22 protein-coding genes are annotated in these 23154 nt (G+C 45.7%); 21 read left to right on the forward strand and 1 reads right to left on the reverse strand.

Features of this window, described 5'->3' with window-relative positions; translation table 11 throughout:
* Positions 1–10: 10 nt before the first annotated feature.
* Genes purM through purD form a run of 4 tightly spaced genes read left to right on the forward strand, consistent with a single transcriptional unit; the run spans position 11 to position 4408 of the window.
* Entirely contained in the window at positions 11–1036 is a 1026-nt protein-coding gene (gene purM / locus AB1K91_RS08080) for a phosphoribosylformylglycinamidine cyclo-ligase (protein ID WP_413089267.1), read from the forward strand.
* Positions 1033–1638: a phosphoribosylglycinamide formyltransferase gene (gene purN / locus AB1K91_RS08085; RefSeq protein ID WP_413089268.1), complete on the forward strand. Its 606-nt coding sequence runs from the start codon at positions 1033–1035 to the stop codon at positions 1636–1638. The genes purM and purN overlap by 4 nt, the downstream gene beginning before the upstream one ends.
* Complete coding sequence (gene purH, locus AB1K91_RS08090) at positions 1607–3136, forward strand: bifunctional phosphoribosylaminoimidazolecarboxamide formyltransferase/IMP cyclohydrolase (protein ID WP_413089269.1); 1530 nt, start codon at positions 1607–1609, stop codon at positions 3134–3136. The genes purN and purH overlap by 32 nt, the downstream gene beginning before the upstream one ends.
* A gap of 18 nt (positions 3137–3154) precedes the next feature.
* On the forward strand, positions 3155–4408 hold the full coding sequence (gene purD, locus AB1K91_RS08095) for a phosphoribosylamine--glycine ligase (RefSeq protein ID WP_413089270.1): 1254 nt from the start codon (positions 3155–3157) through the stop codon (positions 4406–4408).
* Positions 4409–4447: 39 nt separating this feature from the next.
* On the opposite strand, the gene AB1K91_RS08100 is transcribed toward purD, so the two are convergent.
* Entirely contained in the window at positions 4448–4672 is a 225-nt protein-coding gene (locus AB1K91_RS08100) for a YgaP family membrane protein (RefSeq protein WP_413089271.1), read from the reverse strand.
* Between the two features lie 164 nt (positions 4673–4836).
* Here AB1K91_RS08100 and AB1K91_RS08105 point away from each other — a divergent pair, with 164 nt between their 5' ends.
* The 17 genes from AB1K91_RS08105 (at position 4837) to AB1K91_RS08185 (ending at position 23043) form a co-directional block, all read left to right on the forward strand.
* Positions 4837–5139 (forward strand): YerC/YecD family TrpR-related protein, encoded by a 303-nt coding sequence (locus AB1K91_RS08105; RefSeq protein WP_413089272.1) that lies wholly within the window; start codon positions 4837–4839, stop codon positions 5137–5139.
* Between the two features lie 15 nt (positions 5140–5154).
* Entirely contained in the window at positions 5155–6147 is a 993-nt protein-coding gene (locus tag AB1K91_RS08110; RefSeq protein WP_413089273.1) for a Gfo/Idh/MocA family protein, read from the forward strand.
* A gap of 139 nt (positions 6148–6286) precedes the next feature.
* Entirely contained in the window at positions 6287–6976 is a 690-nt protein-coding gene (pcrB, locus tag AB1K91_RS08115) for a heptaprenylglyceryl phosphate synthase (RefSeq protein WP_413089274.1), read from the forward strand.
* 13 nt (positions 6977–6989) lie between these two features.
* Positions 6990–9209 carry a DNA helicase PcrA gene (pcrA, locus tag AB1K91_RS08120; protein WP_413089275.1) on the forward strand — a complete coding sequence of 740 codons (2220 nt, stop codon included), beginning with the start codon at positions 6990–6992 and terminating at the stop codon, positions 9207–9209.
* 14 nt (positions 9210–9223) lie between these two features.
* Positions 9224–11230: an NAD-dependent DNA ligase LigA gene (gene ligA / locus AB1K91_RS08125; RefSeq protein ID WP_413089276.1), complete on the forward strand. Its 2007-nt coding sequence runs from the start codon at positions 9224–9226 to the stop codon at positions 11228–11230.
* 13 nt (positions 11231–11243) lie between these two features.
* Entirely contained in the window at positions 11244–12458 is a 1215-nt protein-coding gene (locus AB1K91_RS08130) for a CamS family sex pheromone protein (protein ID WP_413089277.1), read from the forward strand.
* A gap of 218 nt (positions 12459–12676) precedes the next feature.
* Positions 12677–13939, forward strand: coding sequence for a helix-turn-helix domain-containing protein (locus tag AB1K91_RS08135; RefSeq protein ID WP_413089278.1), 1263 nt, complete (start codon positions 12677–12679; stop codon positions 13937–13939).
* Positions 13940–13950: 11 nt separating this feature from the next.
* Complete coding sequence (locus AB1K91_RS08140; RefSeq protein ID WP_413089280.1) at positions 13951–14154, forward strand: hypothetical protein; 204 nt, start codon at positions 13951–13953, stop codon at positions 14152–14154.
* A 274-nt stretch (positions 14155–14428) separates the two neighbouring features.
* Positions 14429–14719, forward strand: a complete 291-nt coding sequence (gatC, locus tag AB1K91_RS08145) for an Asp-tRNA(Asn)/Glu-tRNA(Gln) amidotransferase subunit GatC (RefSeq protein WP_093727350.1) — start codon at positions 14429–14431, stop codon at positions 14717–14719.
* Between the two features lie 11 nt (positions 14720–14730).
* Entirely contained in the window at positions 14731–16197 is a 1467-nt protein-coding gene (gene gatA, locus AB1K91_RS08150; protein ID WP_413089281.1) for an Asp-tRNA(Asn)/Glu-tRNA(Gln) amidotransferase subunit GatA, read from the forward strand.
* On the forward strand, positions 16194–17624 hold the full coding sequence (gatB, locus tag AB1K91_RS08155) for an Asp-tRNA(Asn)/Glu-tRNA(Gln) amidotransferase subunit GatB (protein ID WP_413089282.1): 1431 nt from the start codon (positions 16194–16196) through the stop codon (positions 17622–17624). The genes gatA and gatB overlap by 4 nt, the downstream gene beginning before the upstream one ends.
* A 111-nt stretch (positions 17625–17735) precedes the next feature.
* Positions 17736–18053, forward strand: coding sequence for a MazG nucleotide pyrophosphohydrolase domain-containing protein (locus AB1K91_RS08160; RefSeq protein ID WP_093727352.1), 318 nt, complete (start codon positions 17736–17738; stop codon positions 18051–18053).
* 62 nt (positions 18054–18115) lie between these two features.
* Positions 18116–18328 carry a hypothetical protein gene (locus AB1K91_RS08165; RefSeq protein WP_413089283.1) on the forward strand — a complete coding sequence of 71 codons (213 nt, stop codon included), beginning with the start codon at positions 18116–18118 and terminating at the stop codon, positions 18326–18328.
* Between the two features lie 112 nt (positions 18329–18440).
* Positions 18441–19268, forward strand: a complete 828-nt coding sequence (locus AB1K91_RS08170; protein ID WP_413089284.1) for an alpha/beta fold hydrolase — start codon at positions 18441–18443, stop codon at positions 19266–19268.
* A 201-nt stretch (positions 19269–19469) separates the two neighbouring features.
* Positions 19470–20387, forward strand: a complete 918-nt coding sequence (locus tag AB1K91_RS08175; protein ID WP_413089285.1) for a diacylglycerol kinase — start codon at positions 19470–19472, stop codon at positions 20385–20387.
* 109 nt (positions 20388–20496) lie between these two features.
* Positions 20497–21882 carry a 23S rRNA (uracil(1939)-C(5))-methyltransferase RlmD gene (gene rlmD, locus AB1K91_RS08180; protein ID WP_413089286.1) on the forward strand — a complete coding sequence of 462 codons (1386 nt, stop codon included), beginning with the start codon at positions 20497–20499 and terminating at the stop codon, positions 21880–21882.
* Positions 21883–22911: 1029 nt separating this feature from the next.
* On the forward strand, positions 22912–23043 hold the full coding sequence (locus AB1K91_RS08185; protein WP_413089287.1) for a hypothetical protein: 132 nt from the start codon (positions 22912–22914) through the stop codon (positions 23041–23043).
* The last annotated feature ends 111 nt before the right edge of the window (positions 23044–23154 follow it).

The raw sequence follows: 23154 nt of genomic DNA on the forward strand, positions 1-23154 counted from the left end.
GAGGGCAAGCATGAGTGAACTTTACAAACAAGCTGGCGTGGATGTCGAAGCAGGCTATCGCGCAGTAGATTTGATGAAAAAACATATCAGCCGTACGAACCGACCAGAAGTGATCGGCGGTGTGGGCGCGTTTGCCGGACTTTTCGATCTATCGTCCTTTTCTTACAAAGAGCCAGTGCTTGTTTCGGGAACGGATGGAGTAGGTACGAAACTGAAGCTTGCTTTTGATATGGATCAGCATGATACGGTCGGAATCGATCTTGTTGCCATGTGTGTAAATGACATCATCGCCCAAGGGGCACAAGCACTATTTTTCCTTGATTATATTGCTTGCGGCAAAAACGAACCGGAAAAAATCGAGCAGATCGTCAAAGGTATCGCTGATGGCTGTGTCGAAGCAGGTGCTGCTTTGATCGGCGGCGAGACAGCTGAAATGCCAGGTATGTACGGAGCGGATGAATATGACTTGGCGGGCTTTGTCGTCGGTATCGGGGAAAAAGCGAAGCTGATCAGCGGAGCCGATGTCAAAGCAGGGGATGCGATTATCGGAATCGCTTCAAGCGGTCTGCATTCGAATGGTTTTTCCTTAGTCCGCAGGTTGATTGACCAGCACGGCCTCAGCCTGAACGAAGTATATGCACCATTCGATCGTCCTTTGGGGGAAATCCTGCTTGAGCCGACCAAAATTTATGCTAAAGCAGTGCGTGCTGTTCAAGAGAAAATCGACATCCATGGTATCTCCCATATTACCGGCGGCGGCTTCCATGAGAACCTGCCACGCGCAGTGCCTGAGCATCTAGGCGTGCGGATCCAGACTGACAGCTGGGAATTGCCGGCTGTTTACGAATTCCTGATGGAAAAAGCACAGCTTGTCTTCGAGGATATGCTTGGTGTATTCAATACAGGAATCGGCATGGCGCTGATTGTTTCCCGGGATGAAGCGGAACAGACGATATCCATTCTTCGGGAAGCTGGGGAAAGTGCCTGGATCATCGGCGAAGTGACCGATAAATCCGGCGTGGAGTTTTCTGCATGATTTCGGCTGCTGTATTTGCTTCCGGCAGTGGCAGCAACGCAGAAGCAATCGTGCAGGAATCAGGCTTGCCTTGTACGATTGAATTGCTCGTTTGTGATAAACCGGCAGCTCCTGTTATTTCAAGAGCTAAACAGTGGAATGTAGAAGTATTTGTCTGCGACCCAAAGACTTTTCCGAATAAACAAGCTTATGAACAAGCTATTCTCACAAAGCTCAGGGAAAAGCAGATCGAGTGGATCTTTCTGGCGGGGTATATGCGTTTGATCGGACCGACACTGCTGGAAGCTTATCCGGAAAGGATACTGAACATCCATCCTTCTTTATTACCGGCTTTTGCCGGCAAGGATGCCATCGGACAAGCTTTGACAGCAGGTGTGAAAGTAAGTGGCGTGACCATCCATTTTGTTGACGCGGGGATGGATACCGGCAGCATCATCGCCCAGGAAGCAGTTCAGGTACTGGAAACAGATACTCATCAGACATTACATCAACGAATTCAAGCCATTGAGCATCGGCTTTATCCAAAAACAATTCGATACATACTTACAGAACGAGAAAGGAATGACTCTAATGCCACGAGCGTTGATCAGCGTATCAGATAAAACAGGAATCATCCCATTTGCCAAAGGTTTGGCTGCATTGGATTATGAAATCATCTCAACCGGAGGCACCCTGAAACAACTGCAGGAAGCAGGTATTCCGGCTGTGGCAGTGTCTGACGTCACAAAATTCGATGAAATCATGGACGGACGTGTCAAAACACTGCATCCTGCCATCCACGGCGGTCTATTGGCTAGACGAGATGATGAAAGCCATATGCAGCAGCTGAAAGAACGCGATATCACACCAATCGATTTGGTGGCGGTGAATCTTTATCCTTTCAAAAATACAATCGAAAAAACAGGCGTAACGGAAGCTGATGCGATTGAGAATATCGATATTGGCGGACCGACCATGCTGCGTTCGGCTGCAAAGAACTTCGCTGGCGTAACGGTCCTTGTCGACCCAGATGATTATGTTGCAACATTGTCTGCTTTGGAACAGCATGGTGAACTTTCCTATGAAGCGAAACGTCGTCTGGCAGGAAAAGTATTCCGTCATACAGCAAATTATGATGCGATGATTGCGGCTTATTTCGCTGAATTGAATGAAGAGCATGATACGGAAACATTGACACTCACATATGAAAAAGTTCAATCTTTACGTTATGGAGAGAACCCGCATCAGGCAGCAGCTTTTTATAAGGATCCAATCGTCAAAGGCGCTTCCATTGCAAATGCGAAGCAGCTGCATGGCAAGGAGCTTTCTTATAATAATATTCAGGATGCTAATGCGGCGCTGGAGATCGTCATGGAATACCAAGAGCCTGCTGCGGTAGCGGTCAAGCATATGAACCCTTGCGGCGTAGGTATCGGTGATACTATTTCGAATGCTTTCCATAAAGCATTTGAAGCAGATCCAACATCCATCTTCGGCGGCATTGTAGCTTTGAACCGTGAAGTAGACAGAGATACGGCGTTGCAGCTGAAAGAAATCTTCTTGGAAATCGTGATTGCCCCTGGCTTCACAGAAGAAGCAATGGCTTTATTGACAGAAAAGAAAAATATCCGCTTACTGGAGCTTGCAGCAGACAAGATTCAGCAGCCGAAAAAGGTCGTCAGCGTTAGCGGCGGGTTGCTTGTGCAGGATTATGATGCAGGTGCTGTGACAGAAGCGGATCTTACTGTAGCGACAGACCGCAAGCCGACGGAAGAAGAGTTGAAGAACTTGTTGTTTGCCTGGAAAGTAGTGAAACATGTGAAATCCAATGCAATCGTAGTTGCAAAAGATGACCAGACCATCGGTGTCGGTGCTGGTCAGATGAACAGGGTCGGAGCAGCAAAAATTGCCTTGGAACAAGCTGGTGAGAATGCAGCAGGGGCAGTGCTCGCATCGGATGCCTTCTTCCCGATGCCGGATACAGTCGAAGCAGCGGTTAAAGCTGGTGTGACGGCTATCATCCAGCCAGGCGGATCTAAACGGGACGAAGATTCCGTAGCTGTATGTAATGCGCACAACATCGCCATGGTATATACGGATATGCGCCACTTCAAGCACTGATTGTCAGGGGGAGACATTGTGAAAGTTCTTGTGATAGGAAGCGGCGGCCGCGAGCATAGTATCGTCGCAAAGCTAGCTTCAAGTACCGAAGTAACGGCATTGTACGCAGCACCGGGTAATGGCGGCATAGCCGATCTGGCCACTTGTGTGCCGATTGATGTAACAGCTGTGGAGGATCTTGTCCATTTTGCGAAGGAAGAACAGATCGACTGGACGTTTGTCGGACCTGAGATTCCTTTGCTGGCAGGTGTCGTCAATGCATTCCAGCAGGAAGGATTGAATGTTTTCGGTCCGACAAAGGAAGCGGCTTTGATTGAAGGCAGCAAGGATTATGCCAAGCAGTTCATGCGCACACACGGTATACCGACTGCTGCAAGTGAAACTTTTTCCGATGCAGCGAAAGCCAAAGCTTATATTGAGGAAAAAGGTGCGCCAATCGTTGTCAAAGCGGATGGGCTTGCTGCTGGTAAAGGCGTTGTCGTTGCCCAGACAGTTGAAGAAGCACATGAAGCCGTAGAAAGCATGCTGGTCGATAACCAGTTCGGCCAAGCGGGCAGCCTTGTTATCATCGAGGATTTCCTTGAAGGAAAGGAATTCTCCCTAATGGCATTCGTCGATGGGGAAAATGCCTATCCGCTAGTGCCTGCTCGTGATCATAAGCGCGTTTACGATAATGACCAGGGACCGAATACAGGCGGCATGGGTGCATTTGCACCCATCCCAGATCTGCAGCAGACAGTGATTGATGAAGCGATCGAACGTATTCTAAAGCCTGCTGCAGCTGGACTTGTTAATGAAGGCCGTTCTTTTACTGGTGTTTTGTACGCCGGTCTTATCGAAACAACACACGGTCCGAAAGTAATCGAATTCAACGCCCGCTTTGGTGATCCTGAAACACAAGTCATCCTGCCGCTGTTGGAGAATGATTTGCTGCAAGTGATGCAGGATGTCACGGCAGGCAACGATCCAAAGCTGAAGTGGAAAGATGCTTTTGCGACTGGAACGGTCATTGCTGCAAGCGGCTATCCAGGAAGCTACGACAAGCAGCTTCCAATGCCAGACTTATCACAGCTGCCGCATGATGTATACTGCATTCACGCCGGGACAGAAAAAAAGGCAGACGGATATGTTTCCAACGGTGGACGTATTCTGTTCATTGGTTCTGTACATCATAATCGAGCGGACGCGGTGGAAAGTGTCAAAAAAGGACTCAAGTTATTCAAAAATAATCCGGACTTCCATTATCGGACTGATATCGGATTCGGGAAATAAAAGCGGAAGAAGAACTGGAATAAGGCCAGTTCTTCTTTTTTATTCCTCTTGTGATCCTTGTTTCTGGCGAAATTGGTTAATCAAAGTCATGCTCGGGCAATATCGGACAATACCCTCAGCAATCTTGATTGCACCTGCCAATAACGCCAAATGGGCAGTGAACTGCTTTGGTTTTGTGACGAGTGCAGCTGTTGCATACCCGACCATGCTGACGCCGGCAGCAATCCGAATCATCGCTTGGATCAGCCCCATATTTGGTTTCATTTTTCGCACCCCTTTCCTTTTGCCAGCTTAGTTTTTCCTGTTATAACAGGGGTTTATGCTAGTATAAAAATTCCAATGCGCGTCGTGTTACGCAAAAGCCCTAAGATGATGTATGATAAAAGATAAGGTAAGAAGCACATCCGTGCGTATGGGAGGGAAGCTGCATGCAGCTTGACAAGCTCCGTGGTGAGCATTTAGATGAATTATTCAAGGCAATCCTTTCGTTGAAGGATATCGAGGAATGCTATCGTTTCTTCGATGATATTGCGACAATCAGCGAAATACAATCGCTTACACAGCGTCTTCAAGTAGCGAAGATGCTCCGCGATGGGGCTACATATCATAGCATCGTCCAGGAAACGAGCGCGTCCACGACAACGATTTCCCGGGTGAAACGCTGCCTCAATTATGGAAACGAAGGCTATAACACGGTACTTGAACGTTTGGAAGAAAAAACAGAAGAATAAGGGAGCTGACATTGGATGGTGCGCTTTGGTGTGATCGGTACGAACTGGATAACGGAATCCTTTTTGGAAGCTGGAAAGAAAGTAAAGGACTTTGAACTGACAACCGTTTATTCTCGAAAAGCTGAAAAGGCGGACGAATTCGCCAAGAAGCACGGAGCAGTACATACGTTCACCGACATTGAACAAATGGCGGCGAGCGGTGAAATCGATGCGGTTTATATCGCAAGTCCGAATGCGCTGCATGCAGGACAGGCTAAGATTTTCATGGAGCATGGAATCCATGTGTTATGTGAAAAGCCGCTGGCGTCCAACACGGCAGAAGTGAAGGATTTGATTGAAACGGCAAAGCGGCATGATGTGCTGCTGATGGAGGCGTTGAGATCGACATTATTGCCGAATTTCCATGCGGTAAAAGAGCATTTGGACAAAATCGGAACAGTGAGGCGCTATGTAGCTCAGCTTTGCCAATATTCTTCCCGTTATGATGCCTACCGGCAAGGCACAATCCTGAATGCCTTCAATCCGGAGCTCAGTAATGGGGCAACGATGGATATCGGTATTTATTGCATATATCCGCTAGTTGCTTTGTTTGGCAAACCAAAAGAGATAAAAGCAAGTGGAACTTTGCTGGAGTCGGGCGTCGATGGACAAGCTACCATCATACTGACATATGAAGAAATGGAAGCAATCGTCTACTATTCCAAAATCACCAGCTCGACGCTGCCTTCTGAAATTCAAGGAGAAGATGCGACGATTCGCATCGATCATATCGGGCATTTTGAAGATGTCAAAATCCAGTACCATGACAGTACAGAGAAAACTATCAGCGGCCCGCAGGATAATGAGCATCCCATGTTCTATGAAGTGGAGGAATTTGTGAGCTTGATCCAATCCGGAAAACGGGAATCGGCTATCAATACGCATGAATTGGCGCTCAATGTAGCGGAAATCATGGAAAAAGCAAGAATCCAGTTCGGCTTGATTTTCCCTGCCGACCGGATCCAATGATGCACAAAAGCCTGGCAAAAGATTGCCGGGCTTTCTTCATTCGTAAAGTCTTCGTATTTTCCTCTTTGTTACCACTGAATTATCCAGTCGATTTTTGCTATAATGAACGTTATGGAAGCAAGTAATGGAGGATACGTACGTGTATAACATGAAAGAGTGGCAACATATATTCAAGCTCGATCCAGCTAAGGAAATCGGCGATGAAGAGCTGGAAAAGATTTGCGAATCCGGTACGGATGCTATCATTGTCGGCGGTACAGACGATGTGACATTGGATGGTGTCCTTGATCTGCTGGCGCGGATCCGCCGTCACACAGTTCCAGTCATTTTGGAAATCAGCACAATGGATTCGATTACTCCTGGTTTCGATTTTTATTATGTGCCGATGGTGATGAACAGCCAAGGCAAGCAATGGATCATGGGACTGCATCATGAAGCCGTCAAGGCATACCGGGATATGATGCATTGGGACGAAATCATGATGGAGGGCTATTGCGTCATCAATCCCGAAGCGAAGGTTTTCACACATACCCAATGCGAACTGCCGTCTGAAGAGGATATCATCGCTTATGCCTATATGGCGGAGCATATGTACAAGCTCCCGATATTCTATTTGGAAAACAGCGGAGCATATGCAGATCCGGAACTTGTCGGCAAGGTGAAAAAGCAGCTCTCGAACACATTGCTATTTTATGGAGGCGGCATCGCTTCACCGGAGCAAGCAGTCCGGATGAAGCAGTATGCTGATGTGATTATTGTCGGAAACAGCGTCTATGATAATATAAAGGCTGCCCTGAAGACAGTGGAAGCAGTAAAAGGAAAGAAATGAAGGCGGTGCAAACATGAGCCGATTGGCGAATGATTTAATAAATGGTTTGAATAAAGAACAGGCAGAAGCGGTGCAGCACACGGAAGGACCGCTCCTCATCATGGCAGGTGCCGGAAGCGGCAAGACACGCGTGCTGACAAACAGGATTGCCTATTTGCTTGGAGAGAAAGAAGTATCGCCCCGCAGTATCTTGGCGATTACTTTCACGAACAAAGCCGCCCGTGAAATGCGGGAGCGTGTGCATAAACTAGTCGGGGAAGAAGGGTCCCAAATCTGGGTTTCCACTTTCCACTCCATGTGTGTGCGCATTTTACGCCGTGATATAGACAGAATAGGATATAATAGCAACTTTTCCATACTCGATACGAGCGATCAGCTGTCAGTGATCAAACAAGCACTGAAACGGCTCAATCTGGATCCGAAGCAATATGATCCTCGGGCCATGCTTGGTGCCATCAGCTCGGCCAAGAACGAACTGATCACACCGGAACAATACAGCAAGGAAGCCGGCAGTGTGTACGAGCGGAAAGTGGCCGAGGTATTCGATTTGTATCAGAAAACGTTACGCCGCAATCAATCGCTGGATTTCGATGACTTGATCATGCAGACGATCCAGCTGTTTGACCGCGTGCCCGAAGTGCTGCAATACTACCAGCGCCGTTTCCAGTACATCCATGTGGATGAGTATCAGGATACGAACCACGCGCAGTACCGTTTGGTGAATCAGCTAGCATCCCGTTATAAAAACCTTTGTGTTGTTGGGGACTCTGATCAGTCCATCTACCGATGGAGGGGAGCGGACATCGCGAATATCCTCTCTTTCGAAAAAGATTATCCGAATGCGAAGGTTGTCATGCTCGAGCAGAATTACCGCTCGACGAAAACGATTCTGGATGCAGCGAACAAAGTCATTGCCAACAATACAGGTCGCAAACCGAAAAATCTGTGGACTGACAATATCGATGGATCAAAGCTGCGTTATTATGAAGCAGCTACCGAACGCGAGGAAGCATTGTATGTGACGGAGAAAATCGAAGAAATGGTCATGATGGAGAAAAAACGCCATTACCGTGATATCGCGATTCTTTACCGGACCAATGCCCAGTCGCGATCCATCGAGGAAACGTTTGTAAAAGCAGGCGTGCCTTATCAGATGATCGGCGGCACGAAGTTCTATGACCGCAAGGAAATCAAGGACATGCTCGCATACTTGCGTTTGATTGCGAATCCGGATGATGACATCAGCTTCGAGCGGGTCGTCAACGAACCGAAGCGAGGCATCGGGAAGACGTCCATCGAAAAACTGCAAGCATATGCAAATGAGCACGAAATTTCCTTGTTTGATACGCTTAAGGAAGTTGATTTCACTGGCGTAAGCGCCAAAGCTGCCAATGCTTTGAGCGAATTCGGAAAAATGATCAGCAACTGGGGCAAGCAGGTGGAATTCCTGACTGCAACGGATATGGTCGAGCAGGTACTGGAAGGTTCGGGCTATGAAGAAATGCTGAAAGCAGAACGAAGCATCGAATCCCAAAGCCGTCTGGAGAACTTGGAAGAGTTCAAGACAGTAACGAAGAATTTCGAGCAGACGAATGAAGACAAGTCCCTGCTTGCATTCTTGACGGATCTTGCGCTAATTGCGGATATCGACTCCATGGATGATGATCCATCCAGTGATGATAAAGTCATCCTCATGACACTTCATGGTGCCAAAGGACTCGAGTTTCCGGTCGTATTCCTGATTGGGATGGAGGAAAATGTGTTTCCGCACAGCCGCTCCCAAATGGATGAAACGGAGATGGAAGAAGAACGCCGTCTTGCTTACGTCGGCATCACCCGTGCAGAAGAGGAGCTATTCCTTACCAATGCCAAGATGCGGACATTGTTCGGACGGACGAATATGAACCCAGTCAGCCGCTTTATCGGTGAAATCCCGAATGAGCTGCTGGAAGGCATACAGGAAACCAAACAAAATCCATTCGGACTCCAAAGCCGTCGCCAATCACCAAAACCACAGGAGCAAAAGCGTGTGGTCCGTAAGCCGAAGCCAAAATCAGGAGCTGACGCGCTTGGATGGGGCCCTGGAGACAAGGCTGTCCATAAGAAATGGGGCGAAGGAACAGTAGTGAAAGTCAATGGAGAAGGAGAAGCGATGGAGCTTGATATCGCCTTCCCTGCACCAGTGGGCATCAAACGGCTGCTTGCTTCGTTCGCACCGATCACAAAAGCTTAACCGAGGTGGCAAGCATGAACAGAGAAGAAGCAATCCAAGAGCTTGCGGATTTACGCAAAAAGCTCAATCAATATAATCATGATTATCACGTTCTCGATAATCCGCAGGTGTCCGATTATGAATACGATCAAACACTGAAACGCCTGTTGGACATTGAAGCCGAATTCCCAGATCTGGTCACAAGCGATTCACCGTCCCAGCGAGTCGGCGGCACGCCGCTTGAAGCATTCAACAAGGTGGAGCATCGCGTACCGATGCTTTCCCTTGGGAATGCCTTCAACGAAGAGGATTTGCGAAGCTTTGACAAGCGGGTCCAAAATGGATTGGGAACAGATGATTACTCGTATATTTGTGAACTGAAGATCGATGGCCTGGCGATTTCACTCCGTTATGAAGATGGAGAGTTCGTCCAAGGAGCGACACGTGGTGATGGTACAACAGGGGAAGACATTACCCAAAATCTACGGACAATCCGCAGCATCCCGCTTCGAATTGATTTAGCAGAAGCAATCGAGGTGCGCGGCGAGGCATATATGCCGCAGAAATCTTTTGCAGCACTTAATGCACAAAAGGAAGAAAACGGCGAAGCCCCTTTTGCCAATCCGCGTAATGCAGCCGCAGGGTCATTGCGTCAGCTTGATCCGAAGATTGCTGCCAGTCGTAATCTGGACATCTTCCTATACGGTTCTGGCCAATGGGAAACCAATAATCTGGATTCCCATAGCGGATTGCTCGACTACTTGGAGCAGTTGGGTTTTAAGACGAATAAGGAACGCCGCCGCTGCCAAACAATCGAGGAAGTGCTGGCATATGTCGAGGAATGGAGTGCCAAACGCCGGGAACTGAACTATGAAATCGACGGCATCGTCATCAAGGTGGACAAGCGGGAGCAGCAGGATGAACTTGGCTTCACCGCCCGTACACCGCGTTGGGCGATTGCGTACAAATTCCCGGCTGAAGAAGTGACGACGAAGCTCCACGATATCGAGCTGAATGTCGGACGTACTGGTGTCATCACTCCGACAGCATTGCTGGAGCCAGTGCGGGTGGCCGGCACGACAGTACAGCGGGCTACTTTGCATAATGAAGACCTGATTCGTGAAAAGGATATTCGGATCGGGGATACGGTTGTCATCAAAAAAGCCGGTGACATTATCCCGGAAGTCGTCCGTGTCGTGACAGATGCACGTACCGGAAAAGAACAGGAATTCCATATGCCGGAGCACTGTCCGGAATGCGGCAGTGAAACTGTCCGTCTGGAAGAGGAAGTAGCGCTTCGCTGCATCAATCCGAACTGCCCGGCGCAGCTTGTCGAAGGATTGATTCACTTTGTCTCCCGTAACGCCATGAATATCGATGGACTTGGAGAGAAGGTCATCATCCAGCTGTATCGTGCTGAACTAGTGCATACAATTGACGATTTGTACAAGCTGGATCGCGATGCTTTACTGGATCTTGAGCGGATGGGCGAGAAATCGGCAGATAATCTGCTCAAATCAATCGAAGCGTCCAAGGAAAATTCACTGGAGCGCTTGCTGTTCGGTTTAGGGATCCGTTTTGTCGGTGCCAAAGCTGCGAAGACATTGGCGCAAGCTTTTGAAACGATAGATAAATTACAGCAAGCATCCGTGGAGGAGCTTGTCGCAATCGATGAAATCGGGGAAAAAATGGCTGACTCCATTTATCAGCATTTCCAAGAAGATAAGGTGATACAGCTGATTGAAGAGCTGAAGGCAGTGGGCGTCAATATGACCTACAAAGGCATCAAGCCGCAGGAAGTGACTTCTGACAGTATTTTCAGCGGTAAGACGGTTGTCTTGACAGGGAAAATGGAGGCTCTCACACGTCCGCAGGCGAAAGAGAAAATTGAAGCGCTTGGCGGCATTGTCACGGGCAGTGTCAGCAAAAAAACAGATTTATTGATTGCCGGCGAGGATGCTGGTTCGAAATATGAAAAAGCAGAGAAGCTTGGCATTGAAATATGGGATGAAGCACGTTTGATCGAAGCGTTACAGGAATAGAGAGGAGAAACACATGAAGAAATTAGCAGGTGTTCTTAGTATAGGGGCACTCATATTGCTGGCAAGCTGTGGTCCGTCTGGCGGCGGGGAAGAAGAGGTCAAGCAGGAAACGGCAGATGGTGGGGAAAAAACATCCGTTGTTTCCAGCTACAATTTCTCCGATGAAGAATACAAAGTATTGCTTCCTTATGAGAGCGGAAAATCCAAGGGTGTCGTCAACTATGAGACAAGTGCGGCCCGTGGCGTGATCGTCAACCAGATCGCCAACCGTTTGGATATCGATGAAGTCGAAGAAGGACTGCGAAATCATTCGAAGGATGTCTTCAGTCCGGATGATTACTATTTCCGTGAAGGACAAATGCTTGATAGTGATACGCTTTACAGCTGGATCGGCCGTTACGCCAAAGCACAGAAAGACGATAAGGGGAAAACCAGCAAGGAGGAAAAAGCAAAGGAACTTGGACTGAATCCGGAGCTGAATGAAGACAAAGCTTCCGAGAAGGACTTCCGCGATAATCCGAAATATCTTTCCCACATCCTGGAACAGGATTATATGGTCGAAAATGACGACGGTGATATCACACTGGGCGGTGTATCCATCGCCCTTGCGATGAAGTCGGAATACCAGTTCACGACTGGCGGCAAAGGACCATATCGTGAGGATATCCCGAAGGATGAGATGCTTGCGCAAGCAAATGAAATGGCCAAGAAGATCGTCGAAAGAATGCGGGGGATGGACGGCTTGACCGATGTTCCGATCCACATCGCCGTTTATCAGGAAGCCAAGAAGGAATCGGTTGTCCCAGGTAACTTCGTTGCGGAGACAACAGTGGAAAAAGGCAGCAGTTCAGTCGGGGACTGGGATAAGATCAATGAAAAGAATGTCCTGTTCCCATCCGATGCAGCAGAAAAGGATCACCCGGATGAAAGCCAATATATATCCGCTTTCGAAACGAAGGTATCCAGCTTCTTCCCGAATTACACAGGCATGGTCGGCAGAGGTTTTTATCAGAACGATGAGCTGAAAAAACTTACCATTGAAATCCCGATCCAATTCGAAGGGAACGCCGAAGTGGTCGCTTTCACGCAATATGCCTACAGTCAGATCATGGACATCTTCCCGAACTACTATGATCTGGAAATCAACATCACCTCCAATGATAAGACAGAAGCAATCATTACGAGGGAGCAAGACGCAAAAGAACCGGAAGTTTACATCCTTAATTAAAGCAGCCATACAAAAAGAGACAAAAATTCACATTTCAAGACAAGACTAGGAAAGTGATATTGGGAAATAGGTACAGAAGCATACTCTTTAATCCCTACTTTCCCAATATACTTAAAGCCGGGATGTGTTAGAATGAAAGCAGGAACACATCCTGGAAATGGTCTTGGGCACAAGCTCTTACGCAGAAAGAAATAAACATGTTTCGAGGTGTAGCCCAAATGGAAATCGGCCCTTTAATTAAACTACATAGAATCAAGCAAAATATGACGCAAGAAGACCTAGCAGCGGGGATTGTTTCAGAATCCTATCTGTCCAAAATCGAAAACCAAAAAACTGACGCCAGCCCGGAAGTCATCGCATTATTATGCGAAAGGCTCGATATTCAGCTCAATGCAGAAAACGAGGATATGATCAAGGAGAAGGCAGAAGAATGGTACGGCATGTTGTATGAAGTGCACAATGCCGACGAAAGAAGACAACGATTCGAGGAACTCCAAACACTGTTCAAAGCGAATAATTCTGATCATGAGATGTTGTTCGAAATTCAGAAGATCAGGTTTTTTTTGGTAGAAGGCAGAGTAAAAGAAGCAAAAGAACAGATTGAACGTCTGGAACCTTTGCACAATACTTTTGAGCCTATTCATTTGTTTTATTGGTATAAGTTTTTAGGGAATTATAATCATACAGTGACAGAGGAATACTCTAAGGCAATCACATACTACGAAAATGCTGAATCGATAATGGAGTCTATCGAGCTTCAAGACAAAGAGGTTGCAGATATTCATTATCTATTGGCGGTACTTCATAGTAAACTGGTAAATGATTTAAATGCACTAGAGTATGGCCAAAAAGCTCTTTCAGTATTTCGAGAAAATTATAATTTCGTGCGTTGTGCACAATGTCATATAGTGCTAGGAATTGCATATAGAAGGTTGCATATGCATGATATGGCAATCAAGCAATATAATTTAGCTAAACACCTTGGTGAAATAACTGATGAAAATGACATTATTCAACTGACAAATCATAACTTAGGTTATTTACATTCTCGTGCAGGTCAATCGGAAGAAGCAATCAAATATTATAAAGCAGCATTTGATATGAATAATATGCAGATGAGCTTTAATTTGACTACAGTTACATCACTGATTAGGGAATATTATATAACTGGTAAACTTAACGAAGCTCAATGCTTAATTAACCAAGCTCAAGAAATAATGGAGAAACAAAACTTGGGAAGCAAAGTTATAAGATGGGAGATAGAAATTTTTCAAGCAGCCCTTGATGATAACTTTGAGCATCTTGAGAATACTATCACTAATCAATTGTTACCTCATCTAGTAGAACAAGAAGATAATATTAACGTAATAATCTACTCTAACATGATCGCAGAAAAATATGAGGAAATAAAAAAATATAAGAATGCTTCTCTCTTCTATAAAATGGCAAATAAGTATTACCAAGATTTATTAAATCTGTAGGAGGAACACGGATGAAAAAAATTGTTGGAGTTGCAATTACGGCGGTTGTATTAAGTATCGGCCTAATATTTAGCAGCGGAAACAAATCCGAACTGTTGGACTTGCAGCCAGGTGCATTCTCAGCTAAAAACCAAACTGTCTTAGATTTACAGCCAGGTGCTTTCTCTCACAGTAAATTATTAGTTGCAAATGATTTACAACCAGGAGCATTTTAAAAATAGAGTCGATTTCTATTTTTTCTTTTACCAAGAAGGAGAATCCACTCCTTCGCCGAATATATATACCATGTACTATTTCCCTTAAGTAAGACCCTCAATCGTCCGCTTTATCTTCAGATAAGGCGGGCTTTTTCTTTTTATCGTGCTTGGCTTTGTTTGGCGGTCAAAAGGTGCTAAAATAGTTATATGTTATAGTCTGGTTGCTTTACGGCAGCTCCTTTTGCTATGATCATTTTTATATACATGTAAGGTGAATTCCGGAGGTGACAGTATGTCAGAGATTACGAAAGAACAGGTGTTGCACGTAGCGCATTTGGCGCGTCTTGCAATCACTGATGAAGAAGCAGAGAAAATGACGAAGGAACTTGATGCGATTATTGGGTATGCCGAGCTTTTGAATGAGCTTGATACGGATAATGTGGAACCTACGACACACGTGCTTGATTTGAAGAATGTCATGCGTGAGGATGAACCGCGCAAGTGGATCGACCGGGAGGATGCATTGAAAAATGCACCGGATCAGAAGAATGGCCAGTTCCGTGTGCCGTCGATTTTGGACTGAGGAGGAAGATTATGTCTTTGTTTGATTATACATTGAAAGAATTACAGGAAAAGCTACATAACAAAGAGATCACGGTAACGGATCTCGTGGATGCTTCCTATGCGCGTATCAAGGAAGTAGACGATGAAGTGAAGGCTTTCTTGACGCTTGATGAAGAGAATGCGCGTGCAGCTGCGAAGGAATTGGACGAGCAGGCCAGCGACAACCCGCTATTCGGTATGCCGATCGGTATTAAGGATAATATCGTAACAAAAGGTCTTCGTACCACTTGTGCGAGTAAGTTCCTTGATAATTTCACGGATCCGCTTTACGATGCAACGGTCGTTTCCAAGCTGAAGGACAAGAAAACTGTCACAATCGGTAAGCTGAACATGGATGAATTCGCGATGGGTTCCTCTAATGAGAATTCCGCTTACTTCACGACACGCAACCCTTGGAACACAGATTATGTTCCAGGTGGATCCAGCGGTGCGTCTGCAGCGGCTGTAGCTGCAGGGGAAGTCTTTTTCTCCTTGGGTTCCGATACAGGCGGTTCCATTCGTGAACCAGCAGCATTCTGTGGCGTTGTCGGATTGAAGCCTACATACGGTCTTGTATCCCGTTTTGGTCTTGTTGCATTCGCATCTTCCCTTGACCAAATTGGTCCGATGACTCGCACAGTTGAAGATAACGCGCACTTGCTGCAAGCAATCGTAGGTCATGATGAAATGGACTCCACAAGTGCAGACGTTGAAATTCCTGACTACACAGAAGCTTTGAAGCAGGATGTCAAAGGTTTGCGCATTGCCGTACCTTCCGAGTATCTTGGTGAAGGTGTTTCTGATGAAGTTCGTGAATCCATCAAAGCTGCATTGAAAGTATATGAAGATCTTGGCGCAACTTGGGAAGAAGTTTCCCTGCCGCATTCCCGTTATGCAGTAGCAGCTTACTACTTGCTATCTTCTTCGGAAGCATCTGCTAACTTGGCGCGTTTTGACGGCGTCCGTTATGGTGTTCGCTCCACGCAAGCGGAAAACATGATCGATGTATTCAAATATTCCCGCCGCGATGGTTTCGGTGAGGAAGTAAAACGCCGCATCATGCTTGGTACGTTCGCTCTTAGCTCCGGCTATTATGATGCGTACTACAAAAAAGCCCAAAAAGCACGTACATTGATCAAAAATGACTTTGATAAAGTGTTCGAGGACTATGATGTCATCGTTGGACCAACGACTCCGACTCCAGCTTTCAAAGTTGGCGAAAAAGTAGAAGATCCATTGACAATGTACGCTACCGATATCCTGACGATCCCTGTAAACCTTGCAGGCGTTCCAGGAATCTCCCTGCCTTGCGGATTCTCAAGCGAAGGTCTTCCGATCGGTCTGCAAATCATCGGTAAGCACTTTGACGAGGCGACGATCTACCGCGCTGCTTATGCATTCGAGCAAGCGACAGATCATCACAAACAGAAACCGGCATTGGGAGGCGTAAAAGGATGAATTTCGAAACTATCATCGGACTCGAAGTACACGTGGAGCTGAAAACGAAATCCAAAATCTTCAGCCCGAGCCCAAATGCATTCGGTGCCGAACCAAATGAAAACACCAACCCGATCGACCTTGGCTACCCAGGTGTGCTTCCCGTCTTGAATAAAGAAGCAGTAAACTTTGCAATGAAAGCAGCGATGGCGCTTAACTGTGAAATCGCTACGCATACAAAATTCGACCGGAAGAACTACTTCTATCCGGATAACCCGAAAGCGTACCAGATCTCTCAATTCGATCAGCCGATCGGTGAGAATGGCTGGATTGAAATCGAAGTGGATGGTTATACAAAGAAAATCGGTATCACACGCATCCATATGGAAGAAGATGCCGGTAAACTGTCTCACACAGGCGACGGCTACTCCCTTGTCGACTACAACCGTCAGGGAACACCATTGATCGAGATCGTTTCCGAGCCAGATCTTCGTACGCCGGCTGAAGCATACGCATATTTGGAGAAGCTTCGTAACATCATCCAATACACAGGCGTATCGGATGTGAAAATGGAAGAAGGATCCCTGCGCTGTGACGCCAACATTTCCCTTCGTCCAATCGGACAGGAGAAATTCGGGACAAAAGCTGAGCTGAAGAACTTGAACAGTTTCGCTTTCGTTCAAAAAGGTCTGGAGTTCGAAGAAAAACGCCAGCAGAAGGTCTTGCTTGCTGGAGGAGAAATCCTGCAGGAAACACGTCGTTATGATGAGTCTACCAAAGAGACAATCCTAATGCGTGTCAAAGAGGGATCTGACGATTACCGTTACTTCCCAGAGCCTGACCTTGTACCTCTATACATCGACGACGCTTGGAAAGAACGCATCCGTGCATCCATTCCTGAGCTTCCGGATGCTCGTAAAGCACGATACGTGAACGAGCTTGGCTTGCCGGCATACGATGCAATGGTATTGACACTAAGCGTGGAGATGTCCGATTTCTTCGAGGCAACTTTGAAAGCTGGTGCGGATGCCAAAGCAGCTTCCAACTGGCTGATGGGTGAGGTTTCTGCTTATCTGAACAAGCAGCAGAAGGACCTTGCTGATATTGCTTTGACACCTGAAGGACTGGCGAAAATGATCACATTGATCGAAGACGGCACCCTTTCCTCCAAGATGGCGAAGAAAGTATTCGCTGAGCTTGTCGAGAACGGTGGCGATCCAGAACAAATCGTCAAAGATAAAGGCCTTGTCCAAATCTCCGATGAAGGCCAGCTGACTGACATCATCACAGCCATCCTTGATCAGAATGAACAATCTGTCATTGACTTCAAGAATGGGAAAGACCGTGCTCTCGGCTTCCTGGTCGGCCAAGTCATGAAACAGACGAAAGGTCAAGCCAACCCGCCGATGGTTAATAAAATCCTGATTGCGGAAATGAATAAACGGTAACTGCTAAAGATCCTGCCTGATGGCAGGGTCTTTTTTTATGCATTGAAGTTTTTGATACCGCCTCCTAAACACTGCGATGTTTGATAGACTATTAGAAAAGGAGGCGGAAAAATGGAAATTCAGGCATTCCAGGAATGGGTGAAGGACTATTATGAAAAGAGAGGCTGGTCACAGCTGGATAGTTTTATCCGGATTGGCTTTCTTGCTGAAGAGACAGGAGAGGTAGCACGTGCCATACGAGCGATGGAAATCGGCAGGAATCGGCCAGATGAGACAGAGGTTTCTTACGCGGAGAAGAAGCAGGAATTGACAGAGGAACTTGGCGATGTGCTCGGTAATATCATTGTTTTGGCTAACACCTATGATATTGCATTGGAGGATGTATTCCATGCACATCAACAGAAGTTAGAGAAGAGATATGAAGCATAACGATAATCTGCCTAATCGTCATTTAAGGAAAGACGGCTTACTTAGAAATAAGGGATATGAGAATGAAGAATAAACTATTGGAGTGGTGGATTAGCATTCCGAGATATATTCGTGTTGGCTCCTTAGGTTTGCTTACTATATTCCTTCTTACCGCCGCTTTTATAAAAGGGTTGCAGGTTTTATTACATACAAGTGAGCTAGATTACAAACAAGTAATCACCGGTTTGATTTTTGCAATTGCGCTCACAGCTGGTTTTCGATTGAAAAAGAAGTAAGGATATAAAAACAATCCAATCAAATTAGTGGATGATTGATAGTTCGCCGAGAAGAAAGACAGTCCTAATATTGGCGGAAACAGTAGTGTTCGTTCAGAAAAGAGGTAGAATTATGCCATACTGCAGAGTTGGAGACACAGAAATCTATTATGAAGAAGCTGGAGAGGGAACACCTATCATCATGATCCATGGCTACTCGCCTGATCATCGCTTGATGAGCGGCTGTATGGAGCCTATTTTTCAAAATAAAAAAGGGTGGCGCCGGATTTATCTGGATTTGCCGGGAATGGGTAAGACGAAACACTATCAGCGGATAAGCAGTTCAGACGAGATGTTGGAAAAGGTAGCTAGCTTCATCCATACCATCATACCGAATCAAGCATATGCTGTTGCGGGCGAATCATATGGGGGCTATTTGACAAGAGGGCTGCTGGAACGGGAGCCTGAGAAAATACTTGGAGCTGCGTTAATTTGTCCGGTCATTAAACCAAACTTTAGCGAGAGGACCGTGGAGCAGCATATTGTGCGGCAGGAAGATAATGAACTCAAAGCCCGTCTTACTGCCGAGGAATGGGATGACTTCCGCTCAAATAACGTGATCCTCAACTCCCATACATGGGAACGATATAACAAAGAAATAGTGAGCGGCTGTGCAGTTAGTGATGCGGAGTTTTTGGATAAAGTAAAGCAACGATACGCATTTTCATTCGATATAGACAAGTCTGTTTTCCGTTCTCCTGCTGTTATTCTGATGGGTAGACAAGACGATGTGGTCGGATATAAAGATGCATTGGCCACTATGGAGTTGTTCCCAGAAGGCTCATTTGCTGTCCTTGATTCAGCCGGACATAATTTACAGATTGAACAGCCGGATATTTTTCAAGCTTCCATAAATGATTGGGTGAATCGAATGGAGTACACCATTGGAAGTAAAGCATGAGCAGCAGTCATTTCATTAGGTTTCAGGGCTTGGCAAAAAGAACAGGTAATTTCCTGAATCCGGATTAAAATAGGCTTGATTTTCCTATACTGATAGGAGATAAGCTTCCTGGAGCGGGCAAAGACCTTTTCAAAATAGGAAAAAAAAGCTATGATAAGACTTGGACTATGTGAACGTAAGGTTTGGTAGGAGGCAATACAGATGAAACGCGCACGGATCATTTATAATCCCACTTCAGGTAAAGAAGCGTTTAGACGGGAACTCCCGGATGTATTAGAAATCTTTGAAAAGGCAGGCTATGAAACTTCGGCGCATGCGACCACATGTGAAGGAGATGCAACGGCAGCAGCACGCTTGGCGGTAGAGCGGGGCTATGATCTAGTCGTTGCATGCGGCGGGGACGGTACTGTCAACGAAGTCGTCTCAGGAATGGCTGAACAGCCAAACCGGCCGAAGCTCGGCATCATTCCGGTCGGTACGACGAATGATTTGGCTCGTGCACTATTCATTCCGCGCAATATCAAGCGCGCAGCGGAAATCATCGTGGAAGGAAGAACACGCAAGCTTGATATCGGGAAGGTCAATGATCATTACTTCATGAATATCGCTGGCGGCGGGAAGCTGACCGAGCTTACCTACGATGTACCAAGTAAAACAAAGACGATGCTTGGTCAAATGGCTTATTATTTGAAAGGCATCGAAATGCTGCCGTCATTAAGGCCAATCAAGGTAGAGATCGAGTATGATGGCAAATGGTTCGAGGATGAAATCATGTTATTCCTCGTATCCAACACGAATTCTGTCGGCGGTTTCGAGAAGTTGGCACCAGATGCACTTGTTAATGACGGCTTGTTTGATTTGGTCATCTTAAGAAAAACCAATATAGCCGAATTCATCCGCATCGCTTCTTTGGCAATTCGAGGAGCACACTTGGACCATGATCTTATCTTCTATACAAGAGCGAATCGGATCAAGGTAAAACCAGCGGATAAAATGCAGCTGAATATCGATGGCGAATACGGCGGGTTACTGCCAGGTGAATTCGTCAATCTGCATCAGCATATTGAATACTTTGTAACAGAAGATTTCATCCAGAAACAAGATAGCTTAGTTGACTAAGCTGTCTTGTTTCTTTTTTCGACATATTTCCCGGGCAATAGACCCGGATTTCTGATTTCCGCCACAATGTGATACAATCTTGAAAGCAAAAACAAAAAGGACGATGAAAATGGCAAAATTAGCGCCACCAGTTGAAAAGAATCAAACAATCGAGCTGACTTTCGAAGACTTGACCCATGATGGGGATGGTGTCGGTAAAGTTGACGGCTATCCTTTGTTTGTACCATATGCACTGCCAGGTGAGACAGCCCAAGTGAAAGTAATCAAGACAAAGAAGAATTTCGGCTTCGGTAAGCTGCTTGAAGTAACCAAGCCCAGCCCAGCCCGAGTGGAACCGCCATGTGATGTTTATATCCAGTGCGGCGGCTGCCAGCTGCAGCATATGAGCTATCAGCTGCAGCTGGAGATGAAGCAGAAGCAAGTCCAGAATGCCATGAAGAAAATCGGCCATCTAGAGCATGTACCAGTCCATCCAGCACTGGGAATGGACGATCCTTGGCGTTACCGGAACAAAATCCAGATTCCGACTGCAGAACGGAACGGTGAGATGATCACTGGCTTTTATCGCAAACGCAGCCATGACATCATCGAGAACATGGAAACATGCGTCATCCAGGATGAAGTGAATGACCGGATGGTAGAAGCGGTTCGCCGTATCGCCAGTCGTCTTGGCATCCCAGCTTATAACGAAGAAACACATCGTGGTGTGCTGCGCCACATTATGGTCCGCACCGGCCAGCAGACGAATGAAACGATGATCGTACTCGTCACTCGTACAAATGAACTGCCTTATGCGAAGGAACTCGTTGCCGAGCTGCATGAGACATACCCGCAAATCAAATCGATTGTGCAGAACATCAACAAAGAACGCACAAACGTCATCCTTGGGCGCAAGACAAAGCTTCTATGGGGCGAAGAATACATCTACGATACAATCGGAGATATCAAATTCGCTATCTCGGCTCAATCCTTCTACCAAGTCAATCCGGCTCAAACGAAGGTATTGTATGACCAAGCATTGAAATATGCCAACTTAAGCGGCAATGAAACAGTCATCGACGCTTACTCCGGCATTGGTACAATCTCCTTGTTCCTAGCCCAAAAAGCGAAGAAAGTCTATGGTGTCGAAATCGTGCCGCAAGCGGTATCAGACGCTAAAATGAATGCCAGGCTAAACCACATGGACAACGCCGAATTTTACGTCGGCAAAGCCGAAGAAGTCATGCCATGGTGGAAAGCCCAAGGTCTCAATCCAGACGTCATCGTCGTCGACCCACCACGCAAAGGCTGTGACGAAGATCTGTTACAAGCCATGATCGACATGAAACCAAAACGTATTGTGTACGTCAGCTGTAACCCAAGCACGCTTGCTCGCGACCTTCGCTTCCTGGAAGACGGCGGATTTGAGACAAAGCAAGTGCAGCCTGTGGACATGTTCCCGCAGACTGGCCATATTGAGTGTGTGGCGGAGATTGAGTTGAAGGTGTCTAACTAAAATAAACTCTTCCCAATAAAAATAAACTTTTCCTAAAAAGACTTGGATTTCGGTAGAATAAACAATTCCGATTTCCGGGTCTTTTTTCTATTATCCCCTGTCCTGACTGTCTTTTCTCGATTTTCTCTTCCTTCCATTATCGGAGATCTTTATTTTAACTGATGAAAAAGGTGAAAAAACAGGTGGAAAAGCGGGTGAAAAACAGCCGATTTCGAACAGAAAAAGTGTGAAAATGGGGGTTCGGTAGGAAATCTTTATTTTAACTCGAACGGTGGAATGCGGGTTGGATCGGGTCTTTTTAGGAAATGTTTATTATTGTTGTACATAGTAAGAGAGAAGAGTTTTAGTTAAGTTAAAATATCTTATATGGAATTGCAATTAAGAAAAAAAGAAGAAGAAGACCAGTGTTCTTCTATAATAAGAACGGGTGGGATCTCTGTGTTAACGTTTGGCTTCTCTTTGTTATGAAGTAATTATTGTCTTAATGTTAATTTCAAGCTCAAGGAATTATAGAAAAAACATTAGGAATTCTAAATTTAGTTGAGGTTTCCCCAAAAATAAGAAATAAAATGCAAGGTCTGGAAGTTGACCTCATTAAACTAAATAAAATCAAAGCGTAAGCATGCTGAGAAAATTATTGTACAAATGAAGGAGGAAGATCAATAAGGTTAGTAGTATATTAATGTTAAAGAGGATAATCAGAAAATGGTACTTTTGTAAGTGGACTGTTTATTAATCCATTAGTAGAGAATAAGGGGTTTGTAAAGTGTGAGAGGTTATAGAATTAATTGAGATTTAGTATTTACCGAAGTTACATAACTTGTGTTAATAACAAAATAAGCAGAAGTAAGATGAGGAAATCTATATAAGGGAATGGTTAGATAATATGTTTATACAGAATGTCTCTCAACATAAATTAATAGAAATCTTAAACTCGTACCTTCAAAAAGGATACGAGTTTTTTATTGCCATCGACTATAGGAAATAGATTTGTGAATACAAGTCTAAATCTGAAAGGAGGTGAGAAAGATGGCAAATGTGTCAAAAAAATCAGAAGAGTCATTAGTAGATTTTGTGTTTGTTAAGGACGAAGATGTTAAGCCGAATCCACAACTTGACAAGGAGTTGGAAGAGTGGGAAAGGCTAGCCGAAGAAATGTAATAGCTTGAATAAAAAATATGACGGTCTGCGTTTTGACCGTCATATCTAATTGAAATGTCAGAACTGTTATGTACGACAATGCATATGGGAATATATTGTAGATGTGAAAAT

This window comes from Terribacillus jepli, assembly GCF_047228925.1.
Classification (GTDB): Bacteria; Bacillota; Bacilli; order Bacillales; family Amphibacillaceae; genus Terribacillus.